This window comes from Ferrovibrio terrae (genome assembly GCF_943371255.1).
GTDB classification, from domain to species: Bacteria; Pseudomonadota; Alphaproteobacteria; order Ferrovibrionales; family Ferrovibrionaceae; genus Ferrovibrio; species Ferrovibrio terrae_B.
This window is the reverse complement of record NZ_CALRUC010000094.1, coordinates 1-17,378: the sequence shown is the minus strand read 5'-3', so window position 1 is coordinate 17,378 and position 17,378 is coordinate 1. Positions and strand designations below refer to the sequence as shown.

16 protein-coding genes and 1 riboswitch are annotated in these 17,378 nt (G+C 64.8%); of the genes, 5 read left to right on the top strand and 11 right to left on the bottom strand.

Annotation, left to right across the window (positions count from 1 at the left end):
- Nucleotides 1-109 precede the first annotated feature (109 nt).
- Entirely contained in the window at nucleotides 110-1,117 is a 1,008-nt protein-coding gene (gene cydB, locus AAG799_RS17255) for a cytochrome d ubiquinol oxidase subunit II (protein ID WP_341897913.1), read from the bottom strand.
- On the bottom strand, nucleotides 1,114-2,520 hold the full coding sequence (locus AAG799_RS17250) for a cytochrome ubiquinol oxidase subunit I (protein WP_341897912.1): 1,407 nt from the start codon (nucleotides 2,518-2,520) through the stop codon (nucleotides 1,114-1,116). The genes cydB and AAG799_RS17250 overlap by 4 nt, the downstream gene beginning before the upstream one ends.
- 253 nt (nucleotides 2,521-2,773) lie before the next feature.
- On the opposite strand from AAG799_RS17250, the gene AAG799_RS17245 reads away from it, so the two are divergent.
- A complete protein-coding gene (locus AAG799_RS17245; protein WP_341897911.1) occupies nucleotides 2,774-4,216 on the top strand; it encodes a DHA2 family efflux MFS transporter permease subunit in 1,443 nt (480 codons plus the stop codon).
- Nucleotides 4,217-4,219: 3 nt separating this feature from the next.
- Nucleotides 4,220-5,023, top strand: coding sequence for a hypothetical protein (locus tag AAG799_RS17240; RefSeq protein WP_341897910.1), 804 nt, complete (start codon nucleotides 4,220-4,222; stop codon nucleotides 5,021-5,023).
- Here AAG799_RS17240 and AAG799_RS17235 read toward each other — a convergent pair.
- The gene (locus AAG799_RS17235) at nucleotides 5,020-5,766 is read right to left on the bottom strand and encodes an SDR family oxidoreductase (protein WP_341897909.1); all 747 of its coding nucleotides are present in this window, start codon (nucleotides 5,764-5,766) and stop codon (nucleotides 5,020-5,022) included. The genes AAG799_RS17240 and AAG799_RS17235 overlap by 4 nt on opposite strands.
- 106 nt (nucleotides 5,767-5,872) lie before the next feature.
- On the opposite strand from AAG799_RS17235, the gene AAG799_RS17230 reads away from it, so the two are divergent.
- Complete coding sequence (locus AAG799_RS17230) at nucleotides 5,873-6,787, top strand: LysR family transcriptional regulator (protein WP_341897908.1); 915 nt, start codon at nucleotides 5,873-5,875, stop codon at nucleotides 6,785-6,787.
- Between the two features lie 106 nt (nucleotides 6,788-6,893).
- Nucleotides 6,894-8,048, top strand: coding sequence for an aminotransferase (locus AAG799_RS17225; protein WP_341897907.1), 1,155 nt, complete (start codon nucleotides 6,894-6,896; stop codon nucleotides 8,046-8,048).
- Between the two features lie 108 nt (nucleotides 8,049-8,156).
- Here the strand turns inward: AAG799_RS17225 and AAG799_RS17220 are convergent, their stop codons facing one another.
- The 5 genes from AAG799_RS17220 to AAG799_RS17200 form a co-directional block, all read right to left on the bottom strand.
- Nucleotides 8,157-8,687, bottom strand: coding sequence for a 6,7-dimethyl-8-ribityllumazine synthase (locus tag AAG799_RS17220; RefSeq protein WP_341897906.1), 531 nt, complete (start codon nucleotides 8,685-8,687; stop codon nucleotides 8,157-8,159).
- Nucleotides 8,688-8,783: 96 nt separating this feature from the next.
- Nucleotides 8,784-8,949, bottom strand: a riboswitch (FMN riboswitch).
- 102 nt (nucleotides 8,950-9,051) lie between these two features.
- Nucleotides 9,052-10,164 carry an NADH:flavin oxidoreductase/NADH oxidase gene (locus AAG799_RS17215; protein ID WP_341897905.1) on the bottom strand — a complete coding sequence of 371 codons (1,113 nt, stop codon included), beginning with the start codon at nucleotides 10,162-10,164 and terminating at the stop codon, nucleotides 9,052-9,054.
- A gap of 101 nt (nucleotides 10,165-10,265) precedes the next feature.
- Nucleotides 10,266-10,892, bottom strand: coding sequence for a TIGR02466 family protein (locus tag AAG799_RS17210; protein WP_341897904.1), 627 nt, complete (start codon nucleotides 10,890-10,892; stop codon nucleotides 10,266-10,268).
- Complete coding sequence (locus AAG799_RS17205; RefSeq protein WP_341897903.1) at nucleotides 10,892-12,331, bottom strand: glutamine synthetase family protein; 1,440 nt, start codon at nucleotides 12,329-12,331, stop codon at nucleotides 10,892-10,894. The genes AAG799_RS17210 and AAG799_RS17205 overlap by 1 nt, the downstream gene beginning before the upstream one ends.
- A 32-nt stretch (nucleotides 12,332-12,363) precedes the next feature.
- Complete coding sequence (locus AAG799_RS17200; protein ID WP_341897902.1) at nucleotides 12,364-13,695, bottom strand: aromatic ring-hydroxylating dioxygenase subunit alpha; 1,332 nt, start codon at nucleotides 13,693-13,695, stop codon at nucleotides 12,364-12,366.
- A gap of 114 nt (nucleotides 13,696-13,809) precedes the next feature.
- On the opposite strand from AAG799_RS17200, the gene AAG799_RS17195 reads away from it, so the two are divergent.
- Nucleotides 13,810-14,595 carry an IclR family transcriptional regulator C-terminal domain-containing protein gene (locus AAG799_RS17195; RefSeq protein ID WP_341897901.1) on the top strand — a complete coding sequence of 262 codons (786 nt, stop codon included), beginning with the start codon at nucleotides 13,810-13,812 and terminating at the stop codon, nucleotides 14,593-14,595.
- Here the strand turns inward: AAG799_RS17195 and AAG799_RS17190 are convergent.
- The 3 genes from AAG799_RS17190 to AAG799_RS17180 all read right to left on the bottom strand — a co-directional run.
- Nucleotides 14,567-15,754, bottom strand: a complete 1,188-nt coding sequence (locus AAG799_RS17190) for a glycosyltransferase family 9 protein (RefSeq protein WP_341897900.1) — start codon at nucleotides 15,752-15,754, stop codon at nucleotides 14,567-14,569. The genes AAG799_RS17195 and AAG799_RS17190 overlap by 29 nt on opposite strands.
- A 125-nt stretch (nucleotides 15,755-15,879) precedes the next feature.
- A complete protein-coding gene (locus AAG799_RS17185) occupies nucleotides 15,880-16,389 on the bottom strand; it encodes an aromatic-ring-hydroxylating dioxygenase subunit beta (protein WP_341897899.1) in 510 nt (169 codons plus the stop codon).
- On the bottom strand, nucleotides 16,386-17,378 hold a 993-nt coding region (locus AAG799_RS17180; protein WP_341897898.1), incomplete at its 5' end, for an aromatic ring-hydroxylating dioxygenase subunit alpha. The genes AAG799_RS17185 and AAG799_RS17180, both read right to left, overlap by 4 nt.

Below are 17,378 nucleotides of genomic sequence, written 5' to 3'. Positions count from 1 at the left end.
TCAGTTCCGGAGCGCCAGCTTGATCGCGTAGCCGATGGCGGCGACGGTCAGCACCCCGCCCGCCCATAGGGCAACGAACCACAGCAGCCTTTGCCAGACCGGCCTTTGCTCAGTGGTAATGGGCATTGGGATCGACCTTGCCGCGGAAGACGTAATAGGCATAGGCGGTATAGGCGAGAATGACCGGCAGCAGGATGGCCGCGCCGACCAGCAGGAAGCCGAGCGAGGCATCGGGCGCCGCCGCGTCGTAGAAGGTGATCGATGGAGGCACCATCAGCGGCCAGAAGCTGATGCCGAGCCCGACATAAGACAGCACGAATAACGCGAGCGCCGAGAGGAAGGGCTGCGCCGGCCGGCTGTAGTCATGCAGGCCGCGCCACAGCGCACCGGCCGCGACCAGCACCAGGATCGGCATCGGCGCGGTGAGCGCGATATTGGGCCAGGTGAACCAGCGCGACAGGAACTGCTCGCCGAGGAAGGGCGTCCACAGGCTGACCAGGCCGATCAGCACCACCAGCGCGATGCTGAGCTTGCGGCCGAGATCGTAGCAGCGGTTCTGGATATCGCCTTCGGTCTTGATCACCAGCCAGCAGGCGCCGAGCAGGGTATAGCCCACCACCACGGCAATGCCGGTGAGGATGCTGAAGGGCGTGAGCCAGTCCCACCAGCCGCCGGCATAGGCGCGGTCGGCCACCTTGATGCCCTGGATCAGGCCGCCGAGCGCGATGCCCTGCGTGAAACTGGCGGCCAGCGAACCGAGCGCGAAGCTCCAGTCCCAGACCGGTTTCCAGCGCACCGTGCGCCAGCGGAATTCGAACGCCACGCCGCGGAAGATCAGGCCGAGCAGCATCACGGTGAGCGGCGCGTAGAGCGCCGGCAGGATCACGGCGTAAGCCAGCGGGAAGGCCGCCAGCAGACCGCCGCCGCCCAGCACCAGCCAGGTCTCGTTGCCATCCCAGACCGGCGCCACCGAATTCATCAGCACGTCGCGCTCGCGTTCTTTTTTGAACAGCGGGAACAGCATGCCGATACCGAGATCGAAGCCATCCAGCACCACATAGGCCAGCACGGCAAATGCGATCAGCCCGGCCCAGATGAACGGAAGATCGAGTGTCATGGCCTGTCTCCATGCTGCATGGCCGGTCCCGGTACGATGCCGGCACTGCGCAGGGGCGCATCGGCCACCGGCTCATCCGGTGCGGCGCCCGGCACCTTGCCCATCAGGCGCAGCAGGTAGAACACGCCGGCGCCGAAGACGATGAAATAGACGATGATGAAGGCGATCAGCGAGGCCGAGACACCGGGCAGGCCGATCGGCGACACGGAATCGACCGTGCGCAGCAGGCCATAGATCGTGTAGGGCTGGCGGCCGACTTCGGTGGTGACCCAGCCGGCCAGAACGGCGACAAAGCCGCTCGGTCCCATCAGCAAGGCAGCCCGATGCAACAGGCCGCTGGAATAGATGCGGCCACCGATGCGCATGACAAGGCTGACCAGGCCGAGCGCCGCCATCAGCATGCCGAGCCCCACCATGATGCGGAAGCTCCAGAACACCACCGGCGTCGGCGGCCAGTCCTCGCGCGGGAAGGCCTTCAGGCCCTTCAGCTCGCCCTCCCAGTCATGAGTCAGGATCAGGCTGCCGAGTTTTGGAATCGCGATGGCGTATTTCGTCTCGCCGGCCGCATTGTCGGGCAGGCCGAACAGATAGAGCGGCGCGCCCTTGATGCTGGCCTCATAGTGACCTTCCATGGCGGCGACCTTGGCCGGCTGGTGCTGCAGCGTGTTCAGCCCGTGGAGGTCTCCCGCAAAAATCTGAATGGGCGCCACGATGGCCGCCATCCACATCGCCATCGAGAACATCACGCGCGCCGGTGCATTGGTCTTGTCTTTCAGCAGATGCCAGGCGCCGACGGCGCCAACCACGAAAGCCGTGGTGAGATAGGCCGCCAGCACCATATGCACCAGCCGGTAGGGGAAGGAGGGATTGAAGATCACCGCGATCCAGTCTTCCGGCACGAACTGGCCGTTCGGCGCGATGGCATAGCCGGCGGGGGTCTGCATCCAGCTGTTCACCGCCAGAATCCAGAAGGCCGAGAGGAAAGTGCCGAAGGCGACCATGGCGGTGGCGAAGAAATGCAGGCCCTTGCCGACACGCTTCATGCCGAACAGCATGACACCGAGGAAGCCGGCCTCGAGGAAAAAGGCCGACATCACCTCGTAACCCATCAGCGGGCCGATCACCGGCCCGGCCTTGTCGGAAAACACCGCCCAGTTGGTGCCGAACTGGTAGCTCATCACGATGCCCGACACGACGCCCATGCCGAAGGTGACGGCAAAGATCTTCACCCAGAATTTGAAAACCTGCATGTAGACGGCGCGGCCGGTCGCCAGCCACAGCGCCTCCAGCACGGCAAGATAGCTCGCGAGGCCGATGGTGAAGGCCGGAAAGATGATATGGAACGAAACCGTGAAGGCGAACTGCAACCGGGCCAGAAAGACGGGGTCGAGCAGGGCTTGCATCGGCGTATCCTCCGAACGGGCAATCTAGAGCGGTTTGCCGGTCCGGCCAAAGAAAACTGTGGGATGGCGTTGCGGTCAATGCCATGCTGCAGGCGCGAATTGCCGCATGTGTGTCGCCTTGCCGGGGCGATGCGCCGTATCTGCCTTGTCTGTCAATCATGCGAGGCTTGCAGCCTTGGCAATGCTGGCGATACTGGCGGCCTGCTAGACTGCTCGCTGCAGAGTTCTTCCCCTGTCCCGGCCGCCCTCCCCCATGCTGATTCCGTTGATTGTTGCCTGCGCGCTGTTCATGGAGAATCTCGACTCCAGCGTGCTGGCCACCGCATTGCCCAGCATCGCCGCCTCGCTGGGCGAGAGCCCGCTCAAGCTCAATCTCGCGATCACCTCTTATCTGTTCAGCCTGGCGGTGTTCATCCCGGTCAGCGGCTGGGTGGCCGACCGTTTCGGCGCCCGCACCGTGTTCCGCGCTGCCATCATCGTTTTCAGCATCGGTTCCCTGCTCTGCGGCCTGGCCGACAGTTTCTGGACCCTGGTGGGTGCCCGCGTGCTGCAGGGCCTGGGTGGTGCCATGATGGTGCCGGTCGGCCGCATGGTGATGCTGCGCTCGATTCCGAAATCCGAACTGGTGCGCGCGGTGACCTGGCTGACAGTGCCGGCGCTGATCGGGCCGGTGATCGGGCCGCCCCTGGGTGGCTTCCTCACCACCTATCTGTCCTGGCGCTGGATCTTCTGGATCAACCTGCCGATCGGCGTGCTCGGCGTCATCCTGGTCACGCTCTACATTCCCAACATCCGCGAGCAGAATGTGAAGCCGCTCGACTGGCGCGGCTTCCTGATGTCGGCCTTCGGGCTCTGCGGCCTGGTTTTCGGTTTCGAGACCATCGGCCGCGGCCTGCTGCCGGATGCAGCCGTCGCCGGCCTGCTGATCGTCGGCGCCATCGGCATCGGCCTGTATCTGCGCCATGCGCGCCGCCATCCGCATCCGCTGATCGACCTGTCATTGCTGAAGGTGCCGACCTTCCGCGCCGGCATGGCCGGCGCCTTCCTGTTCCGCATCGGCGTCGGCGCGCTCCCGTTTCTGCTGCCGCTGATGCTGCAGCTCGGCTTCGGCCTCTCGGCCTTTGAATCGGGCATGATCACCTTCGTCTCGGCGGCCGGCGCACTGACCATGAAGATGGCGGCCGGACCGATCCTGCGCCGCTTCGGTTTCCGCCGCGTGCTGATCGGCAACGGCCTGCTCTGCGGCGGCTTCATCGCCGTCTGCGGCCTGTTCCGGCCCGATACGCCGCATGCGGTGATGCTGGGCCTGCTGCTGCTCGGCGGGTTTTTCCGCTCGCTGCAGTTCACCAGCACCAACACGCTGACGATTGCCGACATCGCCAACGAGCGCATGAGCCGCGCCACCAGCTTCACTTCGATGATGCAGCAATTGTCGCTGTCGGCCGGTGTTGCCGTCGGCGCCATGGTGCTGCATGCCACGGTGAGCCTGGGCGGCGGCGTCGAGCAGATCCAGGCCGACAGTTTCATGCCGGCCTTCTTCACCGTGGGCATCACCGCCGCCCTGTCGGCGATCATCTTCTGGCGCCTGCCCGGTGATGCCGGCGCCGAGGTCAGCGGGCATCAGCTGGTGGCGCCGACCCAGCGGCTCAGCCAGGGCACGCCACCCCGCGGGCCGGACGATACCGGGCCGCGTTAGACAATGCCCGAGATCGATTTCGCCCTGCTGGCCATCGCCCTCCGCGGTCTGGTCACCGCCGCTTTCGTCAGCGGCGTGGTCGTCCTGATGGAACGCGCCTCGCCTTTCATCGGCGGTATCGTGCTGGCGCTGCCGATCGTCACCGCGCCGGCCTATCTGTTCATCATCCTGCATCAGGACACCGCCTTCGTGGCACAGGCCGCGCTGGGCAGTCTGGCCACCCTCGGCGCCGTGCTGCTGTTCCTGGTCAGCGTGATTGCCCTGGTCGGCCGCGTGCCGATGCCGCTGGCCCTGCTGGGCGGCCTCTGCGCCTGGTTCGCCACCGGGCTGGTGATCCGCAGCCTGCCGAGCGCCTTGTGGATCTCGGCCGGCATCGTCGCCGTGACCGGCCTGATCGCCTGGGCAAGCGGACGGCAGGTGGCAATGACAGCACCGGCGGCGCGCGGCCGTTCGCCCTGGTTTGAAATCCTGCTGCGCGGCCTTGCTGCCGGATTGCTGGTAGCCGCCGTCAGCGGGCTGGCGCATCTGCTCGGCCCCACGGTGGCCGGCATCTTTGCTTCCTTCCCGGTGGCGCTGCTGACCGTCTGCTGGTTCATCCCGCGCCGGCTGGAAACCGCCGGCATCCGCGCCGCCTTGCGCGCCACTGAAATCGGCCTGGTCAGCCATATGCCATTCTTCTTCAGCCTGGCGCAGCTGACTCCCCATATCGGCACCTGGCCGGCTTTTGCACTGGGCATCGCCGGTTCGCTCGGCATCGCGGTGGTGCTGGCGCTGCTGCGCCGGCGCCACCTGCGCAGAACCGCCTAGACTGCGCCACCATTGGCGCGCAGCAGCTGGCCGTTGATCCAGCCGCCGGCCGGACTGGCGAGAAATGCCACCACTTGGGCGATGTCATCCGGCTGGCCCAGCCGCTCCAGCGGCGGAATTTTCGCCAGCTGCGCCACACGCTCTGCGCTCTTGCCGGCGAAGAACAGTTCGGTCGCCACCGGGCCCGGCGCCACCGTGTTCACCGTGATCTGCCGGCCGCGCAACTCATGGGCCAGGAAGCGCGACAGCGTTTCGACGGCGGCCTTGCTGGCGGCATAGACACCGTAGCCCGGCAGGTTCATCGCCAGCACGCTGGAGGACAGCGTGACGATGCGGCCGCCATCGCGCAGCCGGCTGGCCGCCAGCTGCATCAGGTTGAACACGCCTTTCACATTGACGGCAAAGGTGCGGTCGAAATCGGCCTCGGCCATGTCGGCGATTTTCGGCAGGCGAGAGTCCAGCACACCCGCATTGGCGACCAGCACATCGACGCCGCCAAAGGTCTGCACGGCCGTATCGAACAGCGCCGTCATCGCGGCGGCATCGGCCACATCGCCCTGCACGGCAATCGCCCGGCCACCGGCACCGGCGATCTGCAGCACCATCTGTTCGGCCTCATCGGCCCGGCTGGCATAGTTGATCACCACGGCATGGCCGGCGGCTGCCAGCGCCTGGCTGATTGCGGCGCCGATGCCGCGCGATCCGCCGGTGACGATAGCGACCTTTTGAGAGGGGGTAGTCATGGGAGGGCTCCTGGAAAGGGGTGGATGCCCTGGATATGCGCTTGCGCCTAAATGGAATAAATACTGTATTATTGCCTTTATTATTCAATTTATATAAACAATAGCCATGGACCGCTTTCAGGCCATGCGGCTGTTCACCCGGATCGTCGAACTCGGCAGCTTCACCGCTGCCGCCGACGACCAGCAGCTGCCGCGCGCCACCGTCACCCATGCGATCAAGCAGCTGGAAGCCAAGCTGAATGCCCGGCTGCTGGAGCGCACCACCCGCAGCGTGCGCACCACGCTGGATGGCGAGGCCTATTACCAGCGCTGTACCCGGCTGCTGGCCGACCTGGACGAGACCGAAGCGGTGTTCAGCCAGTCGGCCGCCAGCCCGCGCGGGGTGCTGCGCGCGCATCTGCAGGGTACGATCTCGCGGCATTTCATCATCCCCGCCCTGCCGGATTTCTTCGCCCGCTATCCCGAGATCCGGCTGGAACTCGGCTTCGGCGACCGTCCGGTCGACCTGATCCGCGAAGGCGTCGATTGCGGCCTGCGCAGCGGGCCGCTGCCGGATTCCAGCATGGTGGCGCGGCGCATGACCGACCTGGTGCAGGTGACGGTGGCCAGCGCCGGGTATCTCGCCCGCCATGGCACGCCACAGCATCCGGACGAGCTGCACACCGGCCATCGCGCGGTGAACTACATCTCGCTGGCCAGCGGGCGGCATGAATCGCTGGATTTCACCATCGACGGCGAGAACCGCGTCTACATGCTGCCCAGCACTGTCGCGGTGAATGATGCCGATGCCTATGCCGCGGCCTGCCGCGCCGGGCTGGGCATCGTGCAGGTGCCGCGCTATCACGTGCTCGACGACATCCGGGCCGGCCGGCTGGTGGAAATCCTCAACCCCTGGCGGCTGGCGCCGATGCCGGTGCAGGCGGTGTATCCGGCCCATCGCCAGCTGTCGCCGCGCCTGCGCGTGTTTGTCGATTTCCTGGCTGAAACCTTCCGCCGCGCCGCGGCCGATGGCCGGCTTTAAGCCGCCCTCTTAACCGGCCGGGGCTGTTGCGGCATCGGCCGGCATGCTAAGTCAGCGACCGCATTTTCCGCGCCTTTTTCCACGGCCCTTTGCTGGATTATCGACCATGAACCCGATCTTCGCCGACGCGCCCACCACCATCTTCGAGACCATGTCGCGGCTCGCCGGCCAGCATGATGCGATCAACCTGGGCCAGGGCTTCCCCGACGATCCCGGCCCGGAAGATGTGCGCGCCAAGGCGGCGCAGGCCGTGCTGTCGGGCTGGAACCAGTATCCGCCGATGATGGGCCTGCCCGAGCTGCGCCAGGCGGTGGCCGAGCATTACAAGCGCTTCCACAATCTCGGCCTCGACTGGCAGAGCGAGGTGATGATCACCTCGGGCGCTACCGAGGCGCTGGCCGACAGCCTGCTGGCGCTGATCGAGCCGGGCGACGAGGTCGTGCTGTTCCAGCCGATGTATGATGCCTATCTGCCGCTGGTGAAGCGCGCCGGCGGCGTACCGAAATTCGTCACCCTGCGCCCGCCGCACTGGCGCATCGACGAGGCCGCGCTGCAGGCCGCCTTCTCGCCGAAGACCAAGGCAGTGATCTTCAACAATCCGCTCAATCCCACCGCCAGCGTGTTTCCGCGCGAGGATCTCGAGCTGCTTGGCCGCTATCTGGTGAAATACGATGCCATCGCGATCTGCGACGAGGTGTGGGAGCATGTGCTGTTCGACGGCCTGTCGCACACGCCGCTGATATCGCTGCCGAACTTACGCGAGCGCTGCATCAAGATCGGCTCGGCCGGCAAGATCTTCTCGCTGACCGGCTGGAAGGTCGGTTTCGTCTGCGCCGCACCGGCGATCATGAAGGTGCTGGCCAAGGCGCATCAGTATGTCACCTTCACCACGCCGCCGAACCTGCAGGCCGCCGTGGCCTATGGCCTGGAGAAGAGCGACGACTATTTCACCGGCATGCGCCAGGATCTGCAGACCGCGCGCGACCGCTTTGCCAGGGGCCTGACTGAAGCCGGCCTCACCGTGCTGCCGAGCCAGGCGACCTATTTCCTCAATGTCGATCTTTCCACCATCGCCAACGATATCGACGATGCCGCCTTCTGCCTGAAACTGGTGGAACAGGCGAAAGTGGCCGCCATCCCAGTCAGCGCGTTTTACAGCGAGGACCAGGTGCGCAGCGTGGTGCGCTTCTGCTTCGCCAAGACCACCGACAAGCTGGATGGCGCGGTGGAACGCATCGCGAAGTTCATCCAGCGCGGCTGAAACCTCAGCCGTCATGGCCGGGCTTGGCCCGGCCATCCACGAGTTCCTTTTAAAAGTAAAACGTGGATGCCACGGCCAAGCCGTGGCATGACGATTGAGAGTAACCGTTTAAGCCGCCGCCTTCTGCAGCGCGCCGATGTTGCGCAAGGTCGCTGCACAGGCCTGCGCCACCTCGCGGCCCTTGACCTTGAAATGGTCGCGGAAGAAGGCGCGATGCTCGTCATGCTCATGGAAATGATGCGGTGTCAGCACGCAAGATAACACCGGCACTTCCGTTTCCAGCTGCACCTGCATCAGACCGTCGATCACCGCTGCCGACACGAAGTCATGGCGATAGATGCCGCCATTCACCACAAAGCCGGCGGCGACGATGGCATGATAGCGGCCGGTTTTCGCCAGCAGCTTGGCCTGCAGCGGAATCTCGAACACGCCGGGCAGCTCGAAACGCTCGATGCTGCCCTGCCGTAATCCGGCCTTGGCCATTTCGGGGAGAAATGCCTCCCAGGCTTCATCGACGATGTCGCGATGCCAGCAGGCCTGGATGAAGGCGACGCGCTTGGCATCCTTGCCAGTCGCATCGAGACTGATATCCGAGACACGGAAATCGGGGGAGAAAGTAGGTTCTAGGCGCTGATTCATGGTGGCGTCCTTTCCTGCCATCAGAATCAGGGCGCACGGTACCGGCGACACGCGACAGGCACACGACAGGCGTCGCATGCCAGCAGCATGGTCCTTCACCGCTCTCTTCCATCCGGACTGTAACCGTCGGCTTCGGCATCGCACCGAATCTGCTGGACCCTGCCGGCCGCATGAAAGCCGGGAGGCGCTCGCGGGCTCACGGCCAGAGGTTTTCTGGCCGCATACCGCCGGTGGGGACTTTCACCCCGCCCTGAGAACGTGGCCGCCGGACCATCCGGCGGCCTGGAATGATGGATAGGCCGAACGCGTGCGCCCGGCAAGCCTGCGATTGCTGCGATACAAGATTGCTGTGACGGCCCTTACGTCAGCGCACCGCTTTCAGCACGACCTCGCGGGGCGTATCGACGCCGCGTGCCCGCCCGCGCAGGTATTGCGGGGCGACATGCACCTCGCCATGCAGCGCATCGGCCGCCCGCCAGGCCCAGTAGGGATCGTTGAGCAGGCCGCGCGCCATCGCCACCAGATCGGCCTTGCCCTCTTTGACAATCGCCTCGGCCTGCTGCGGCTCGGTGATCAGGCCGACCGTCATGGTGACGATGCCGGTGGCCTTCTTCACGGCATCGGCGAAATGCACCTGATAGCCGGGACCAGTGCTGATCTTCTGTTTCGGCGACACACCGCCGGAACTGACATCGACGAAATCGGCGCCAAGCTCCTTCAGCCGGGCGGCAAAGGCGATCGCATCGGCGATCTCCAGCCCTTCGCCCGCCACCCAGTCGCTGCCGGTGATGCGCATGCCGAGCGGCTTGTGCTTCGGCCAGGCCGCGCGCACCGCCTCGAACACCTCGAGCGGGAAACGCATGCGGTTTTCCGCATTGCCGCCATAGCGGTCGGTGCGCCGGTTGGAGATCGGCGAAATGAACTGATGGAACAGATAGCCATGGGCGCCATGCAGCTCGATCAGATCGACACCGGCGCGGTCGGCGCGCCCTGCCGCCGAGACGAAGTCGCGCTTGACCTCGTCGAGGCCCTCGTCATCCAGCTCCTGCGGAATGTGCCAGCCGGTATCGTGCGGAATGGCGCTCGGCGCCACGGTGAGCCAGGCCTGCGGGCCCTGCAGTGAATGGCCGCCGCGCCAGGGCAGGTCGGCCGAAGCCTTGCGGCCGGCATGGGCAAGCTGGATGGCAAACGGCGTCGGCCCGAACTGCTTCACATCGGCGGCAATCGCACCGAAGGCGGCCTCCTGCACGGCATTGTACAGGCCCAGGCAGCCCGGGGTGATACGCCCCCCGGCATTCACATGGGTGGCTTCCGCCATGATGAGCCCGAGGCCCGCCGTCGCATAGCGGCCGAGATGGATGCGATGCCAGTTGTTCGGCACGCCGTCGATGGCACTGTACTGGCACATCGGCGACAGCACGATGCGGTTGGGCAGCGTCACGGAACGGAGCTGCAGCGGTTCGAACAGAGCGGACATGAGCGGGGATCTTCGGGCTGGTTAAGGATGCGGCATCAGGATGGCGCAGGCGGGGCCCGGGTCAAGGCCTGGTCCGCATTGGTACTGATTGGTTCGGCGGTTTATCGGCGCGCGGTCCAGCCGTAATTGAAGCTGACCGAAATCCGCTCCTGCACCGTGAAACTGGGCGGCACTTCATGGCGCAGCCAGCTCTCGAACAGCACAACCTGACCGGCCTTCGGCTTCACGCTGAAATGGAGCCGCTCGCGCGGCGGCAGGTCATCGCGCCGGGGTGGCGCTGCCATCAGGCGGTCCAGCCGCGGATCCTCGAACTTGATCGCCGCCGCGCCGCGCGGCACCTGCACATAGTAAGTCCCGCTGATGAAACTGAGCGGATGCAGATGCAGGCTGTGCGTCACCGCGCCGGCCATCATGTTGACCCAGCAGTCGGTCATCGAAAGCCTGCGGCCGCGCAGGTCGTAGCCCAGCGCCAGGGCATAAGCCTTCACCTGCGGATCGAGCGCCTTTTCCAGTGCTGCAAATGTCGTGGAAATGCGATGCATCTGGTCATGGCTGCCATAGGAGGTATAGCCGCCGGGATAGTGCTTGGCGCTCCAGCGCTGCCCGGTGGTATCGGCCAGACGGAGTGACTCGCAGACATCGATGAGATCGCGGTTGAAACTGTCCAGGCCGCGCTTTTTCAGCGGCGCGACTTCGATGCGGGTGGGAAACAGGCTGAGCATCGGCATCAGAACAGCTCGAAATACTCGCGATGTTCCCAGTCGCTGACTTCCAGCAGGAAACGCGCGATCTCGGCCTGTTTGATATGCAGGAAATAGTCGACGAAGGTGTCGCCGAAGCCGGCACGATAGCAGGCATTGTCTTTCAGCGCGGCGAGCGCGCCCTCCAGCGACCGCGGCAAGGCCGGTGCCGGCGTCTCGTAGGGCGTATCGGCCGACGGCGGCGGCTCTTTCGCTTTCGCCATGCCGTCCAGACCAGCCAGCAGCTGCGATGCCATGTAGAGATAGGGATTGGCGGCGGGCTCGCCCAGGCGGTTCTCGATGCGGCTGGCCGGATCGCCCTTGGCACCCAGCACGCGGCACATCACACCGCGATTGTCCTTGCCCCAGATGGCACGGTCCGGCGCCAGCGAATACGGGCGGTAGCGGCGGTAGGCGTTGATGGTGGGGGCCGCGAAAGCCGCCGAGGCCGGTGCATGCTCCAGCAGCCCGGCGAGGAAATGCCGGCCAAGCTGTGACAGCGGCTGGCCGTCTTCCGTGGGGATGAAGGCGTTCTTCTGCGTCTTGCGGTCGACCAGCGACTGATGCAGGTGCCAGCCCGAGGAGAAGATATTCGGCAGCTTGGGCCGGCACATGAAGGTGACATGGTGGCCATGGCGGCGCGCGATCTGCTTGGCGGCCGAGCGGAACAGCACCATGGTGTCGGCGGACTCCATGTTGGTGCCGGGCCGGAAAGTGAATTCCGCCTGGCTCGGTCCGAACTCGACTTCCATCGAGCGCAACGGCAGGCCAAGCGCCTGGATATCCTTGCGCAGGATTTCATAGATTTCATCATACTGGTCGTAGCGCAGCTCGGTGAGATAGTTGTAGCCCTGCGTGAGCAGGCTCACCTCCGGCGGATTGCCGGGCTGGCCGGCATCCTCGGGCCGCAGCTTGGCGTCTTCCAGCTTGAAGACATGGAATTCGACTTCCAGGCCGGCGACATAGTCGTAGCCCGCGTCGTTGATGGTCTTCAGCGCATTGCGATAGAGCTGGCGCGTCGAGAACGGCACCGGGCGGCCATCGGCGAAATAGAGATCGCAGAGCAGCCAGCCGGTATGCGGCGCCCAGGGCAATACTTTGAAGGTTGTCGGGTCGGCCACCATCAGCACATCGGCGGCGCCCTGCATCTCGGGCAGGCCGAAACCGCCGCCCTTGGTGAAGACCGGAAACACCGTGCGATGCGAGGTGTCTTTCGCCAGCAGCGTCGTCGTGAAGCCGACGCCGCTGTGCATGGCGCTGCCGAGTTCCTCGGCCACCACCGTCTTGCCGCGCAGGATGCCGTGCTGGTCGGAAAACGAGAAGCGGATCACACCGAGGCCACGCTCGGCGACCTCCTTCTCCACGGCTTTGGCAGCCTTGTGCTGCTCCGGCGTCCACAGGCCGTGCTGGTCGACGAAACGCTCCACTGAAATCCCCCGCAACGAAAACTGTCTGGTGTTTATTCAGCCGCGAGGACTGCTGGAGCCTGCCACGGCGCAGCCGCGCGCTTGCGCGCATCGGCCTCGCGCCAGTATGCCCGCCATGTGGCGGTGGGGGCAATGCCGTCGATGGTGACCGGGCCGCGAATGGCGCGGGCGGCGGTTTCATCCAGCACCATCAGCGGCGGCTCGTTGCCGGATTCTACCTGGTCGATCGCCTTCATCAGCATGGAGCGGTAGTTGATGATGGCCTTGTCGGTGCTGCCCAGATGCTCACGGGTGCGATCCTGGATCGGCCCCTGGCTTTCCACTGCCCACTGGTCATGCACGTTGATGTCGTTGCCCATGCCGGTATAGGTCTGGGTTTTCTGTTCCATCGCGTTGAAGCCGTAGTCATTCGACTTGTTCAGGCGCGGGATATAGTCGGGCAGCGTATAGAGCTGCAGCCGCTGCTCGCGCATCTGCTGCTTGTTCACCGGCCCGGAGAAGCTGGTGAAAATGGCAAACCAGTAGCAGTTCACGTCATCCACCGGCATATGCCACTGGGTGATGGTCATTTCGGCAGACAAAGGAATATTGAAGGCCTGCGGGAACAACAGGTTGGTGACGCGCACATGCGTGGTCTTGTCGCTGATCTCGCGCAGCGCGATCAGGCGCATGCCGTAATCGGTGCGTTCGACCTCGATGCTGGGCCGTTCGAATTCGCGCAGCACCTGGGTCATCGGCATGTCGGAATCGGCTGAATTGGCGCGGAATTGCCGGCCGTAATTGGCGTTGGGGTCTTCGTCCTCGAAGAAGCGGTGCAGGAAAGAGGCATGCGCCGGATCGATGCCGACTTCCAGCGCCTGCAGCCAGTTGCAGGCCATATGGCCCTTGAAGGCAAAGACATGGCTGTCGGGCGCAACAAAACAGTCGAGATCCGGAAACGCCGGTGGCTCACCCTCGCCCAGATAGGCAAACAGGATGCCGCTGCGCAGCTGCACCGGATAGCTTTTCTGCTTGATGCGCTGGCACAGCTTGCTGCCTTCAGGCTCGGCCGGCATCTGCAGGCAGTTGCCCTTCACATCGAACAGCCAGCCATGGAAGGGACAGCGCAGACCGCCATCTTCCGGCCGGCCGAAGGCGAGGTCGGCGCCGCGATGCGGGCAGTCGCGATCCAGCATGCCGTAGCGGCCCTGCTCGTCGCGGAACAGCACGAAATCCTGGCCCATCAGCTTGACCGGACGGACCGGACGCAGATCGTCGAGTTCTTCGATCAGCGCAACCGGCTGCCAGTAGCGGCGCAGCAGCTTGCCGGCCGGCTGGCCCGGGCCGACCCGGGTCATGCGCATATTCTGATCGTGCGTGGTCATGGCTGGTCCCTCGTCATTCCGTCTTGACGGACCCTCCCACAGGTCCGAGAATGTCCGACTAGCGAACATATGTGCGATTTTAAACCCATTGGCCGAGTACGGCAACGAGAAACCATGACCCGCCTGCGTGATACCGATGCCGAAAAACGCGCCCAGAGCGGCCGCAGCCCGGATTTTCTCGAAGCGCTGGCGCGGGGCCTGAGCATCCTGACCGCCTTTGACGGCAGCCGGCCGCAGATGACGCTGAGCGATGTGGCGCGTGCGGTCGACCTGCCGCGCGCCACCGCGCGCCGCGCGCTCTACACGCTGGAGCAGCTCGGATACCTGGAGAGCGACGGCAAGCTGTTCCGCCTCACGCCGCAGGTGATGGGCTTCGCCGGCGCCTATCTTGGGTCTGCCGGCAATGCGGCGGCTTTGCAGGCGGTCTGCGACGCGCTCTGCCAGGAGACCGATGAAGCCTGTTCGGCCGCCGTGCTGGCCGGAGACTTCGCCGTCATGGTGGCGCACAGCTCGCCGCCACGGTTTCTCTCCACGGCACCGGGCATCGGTTTCCGGGTCCCAGCCTTCTGCTCGGCGCTGGGCCGCGTGCTGCTGGCCGGCAATCCAACCGCGATCGACGGCCTGCAGCTGCAGGCCCTGACGCCCAGGACCGTGACCGACAGAAACGAACTGGCCGCGATCATCGCCCGCGCTGCCAAAGACGGGTATGCGCTGTCGGACCAGGAGGCTGAACTGGGCTTCCGCTCGCTGGCTGTGCCGGTGCGGCGCTTCGACGGGCGCCTGGTGGCGGCGCTGAATATCGGCATCCGCATCGAACGCGCGACGCCCAAGCAGATGCGCGAAACCTTCCTGCCACTGCTGCTGACGGCGGCTAGCCGGCTAGCTGGACTGGTGGTGTGAGTTCGGGTCCCGGCAGGGCATCGCGTGCCGCCGCAACCATTTCATCAACGGTGATATCGCTGATGCAGGGATAGGTGTGCGTCTCGGCCGAAAGATACGGACAGTCCCAGCTGCAGAAATAGCAGTCCCGCCGATGCCACAGCACACGCACATGCGACCAGGCCGCCTGCTGCGGATAGGGGAAGAATTCACCGAAATGGCCGCCGCCCAGCGCGACGATGACGCCGACACCGAGCAGCGCAGCCAGATGCGCCGGGCCGGTATCGGAGGACAGCACCAGCCGCGCCCTGCGCGTGCGGCGGATCAATTCCGCGAAGCTCCAGTCGGCAATGGCAATCTCGATATTGCCGCGCTGCTCCCGCGACAGGGCGAGATACCAGGCGGCCGTCGCCGGCAATAGGTCACTCTCGGCCGGCCCACCGACCAACACGACATGATGTCCATCGGCCGCCAGTATCTCCGCCACCTGCAGCCACTGCGCCAGCGGCCAGCGGCGCGGGCCATAACTGGCGCCCAGATTAATCAGGATGTCGTCGCTGCGTTCCGTCGTCGCCGGCAGCAGGTCGTCCAGCCGGGTGCGCGGCGATGCATCCTGCGCCTGCGGCGCCAGGGCGGCGATGAAATCGAGCTGGCGCTGCAGTTCGTGGCGCTCGCCCTGCTGGCTGCCGCTCTGCGTATCGATCACGCGGGTCATGCCGGGGCGGAAATAATCAGCGATGGCCTGCATCTTCGGCGCCACTTCGGGCTGCATTACCCAGCGCTCCGGCGCGTCCGTCGCCGCCACCATGGCATCGGCAACGATCGGATTGCGGCGATAGACCGGGCAGATCACCCGCGCCACACCCAGGCGCCGCAGCATGATGTTGAATCTCAGACGATAGAAAAAGCGCCGGGCATAGCGTTTCTGGTCGACCAGGATGACGGTCTCGCCGGCAAAGAAGTCGGCGACGATGGGTTTCCAGTCGGTGGCGCCCAGGATGACACAGCGCATGCCGGCCGGCACCAGGGTGGCCTTGTAGACTTCGAGCAGGGCACGGAACAACAGCGCATCGCCGATGCCGAAGGTGCGCACCAGCAGCACAGTGTCGCGTTTTTCAGGGGCGGGGAAAAGCCGGCCGAGCAGATCGGCGAAACGCAGCATCCGCCAGCGCCGCGGCATGCGGACCTTCCCCTGCTTGCGTTGCCGTTCCATGTTGTGTCGCGCCGACCCGGATGCGGCCCGTCATGATGGGGCCATTGGCCGGCAATTATACGGTTTCGCCGGCCCCGGCAAGTACCTTTACGTCAGATCGGATAGATCAGGGAGTTGAGGATCAGTTCGCTGTCGAAGACGCAGACGCGCTCCTTCAGCTTCAACCCGCCCGGCGTCCGCAGAAAGACATCCAGATAGCGCCCGACATTGTAGACTTCCGTGGTCGAGCCTGGCTTGGTGCGGAAGACCGCATAGTTGGCGGTGGCCTTGATCTCCATGCCGTTATCGGTCAGCACCTGCGCCACACCGATCACATGGCGCTGGTAATACGGCGCATGGAACAGCGTGTTGGTGATGCCATAGGCGCGGTCTTTCAGCATCCCCTGGCTTTCCAGCGCCATGGTGGCGAGCGGCAGGCCGGCATCAAAGTTTTCGCGCGGGATCACCTTGTAGAGGCAATCCTCGGTGAACAGCCCGACCCAGGCATCGTAATCCCCGCGATCCAGGATATCGCCATAAGCGGCGTTGAACTGGTCGACATGATACTGCGCCTCAAGAATGGCGAGGCCGACAGCACCCTTGCGCGCGGTGGTCGTAGTCATAGCTCCATCACCTTGCGCCAGTAGCCATACATGCCGCGGATCAGGGTTTCGGTGACCATGTGATTGGTCGGCGCGATATCCTTGCCGCCCAGCTCGCAGATGGTGGCGCCATCGGCGCCTTTCTGGCGGAAGCCATCCTGCGAGAATTCGATCACCTCGCCATCATCGGCCGAGACGAAGCCGGCCGGGCCAAACAGATTGGCCTGGCGCAGGCGCCGGCGCGTCATCGCCTCGTCGTCTTCCTCGAAGCCGAAATGGGTCCAGACGAAATCGAACGAGTCCGGTCCAGATGGCACGATATGGCGGGTGGACAGCGAATTGACCTGCTGCTGGATGATCACGCTGGGGAACAGGGTGATCATGGTCACCGTCGGCCCCTTCCACCAGTATTCCGGCACCACATCGAGCAGGCGCGTATCGTTGAGCGCCATGTCTTTCTTGAAGCTGGTAACGCCCTCGGTGACCGCCTTGGCCTCGCCGCCGGCATTGCGCTGGGAAATCATCACCGCATGGCGGCCATGGCTGTCCATCACCATGCGCGACTGCTGGTCGGCCCGCCACAGGCCGAAGGTGACGAACCAGGTGTGCAGCAGGCCCGGATGATAGGGATCCTTGATGTTTTCCATCATCAGCTTCCAGTTGCCCGGAATGCGCTGGCGGTTGGTGCCCAGAATGGTGAGCTTGCGGCCGTCGAAGATGCGGTTGAGCCAGGGCATCACATCGGGACCGATATAATCCTCGAAACCCGGTGCATCATGATCGAAGGTGGCAAACACCAGGCCGTTATAGGTGGCAACCTTAAGCTTGGTCAGGCCATGCTGCTTGAGGTCGAAGTCGGCCGGCATGCCGCCCTGCACTTCGCCATCGTCCTTTTTCACGCCCTGGCGGAAGGGCAGACCGGCGAGGTCGCCATTCAGCTTGTAGGTCCACTGGTGATAGGGGCAGACAAAGCTGCGCGCCGTGCCGCGCGGTTTCTGGCAGAAGCGCAC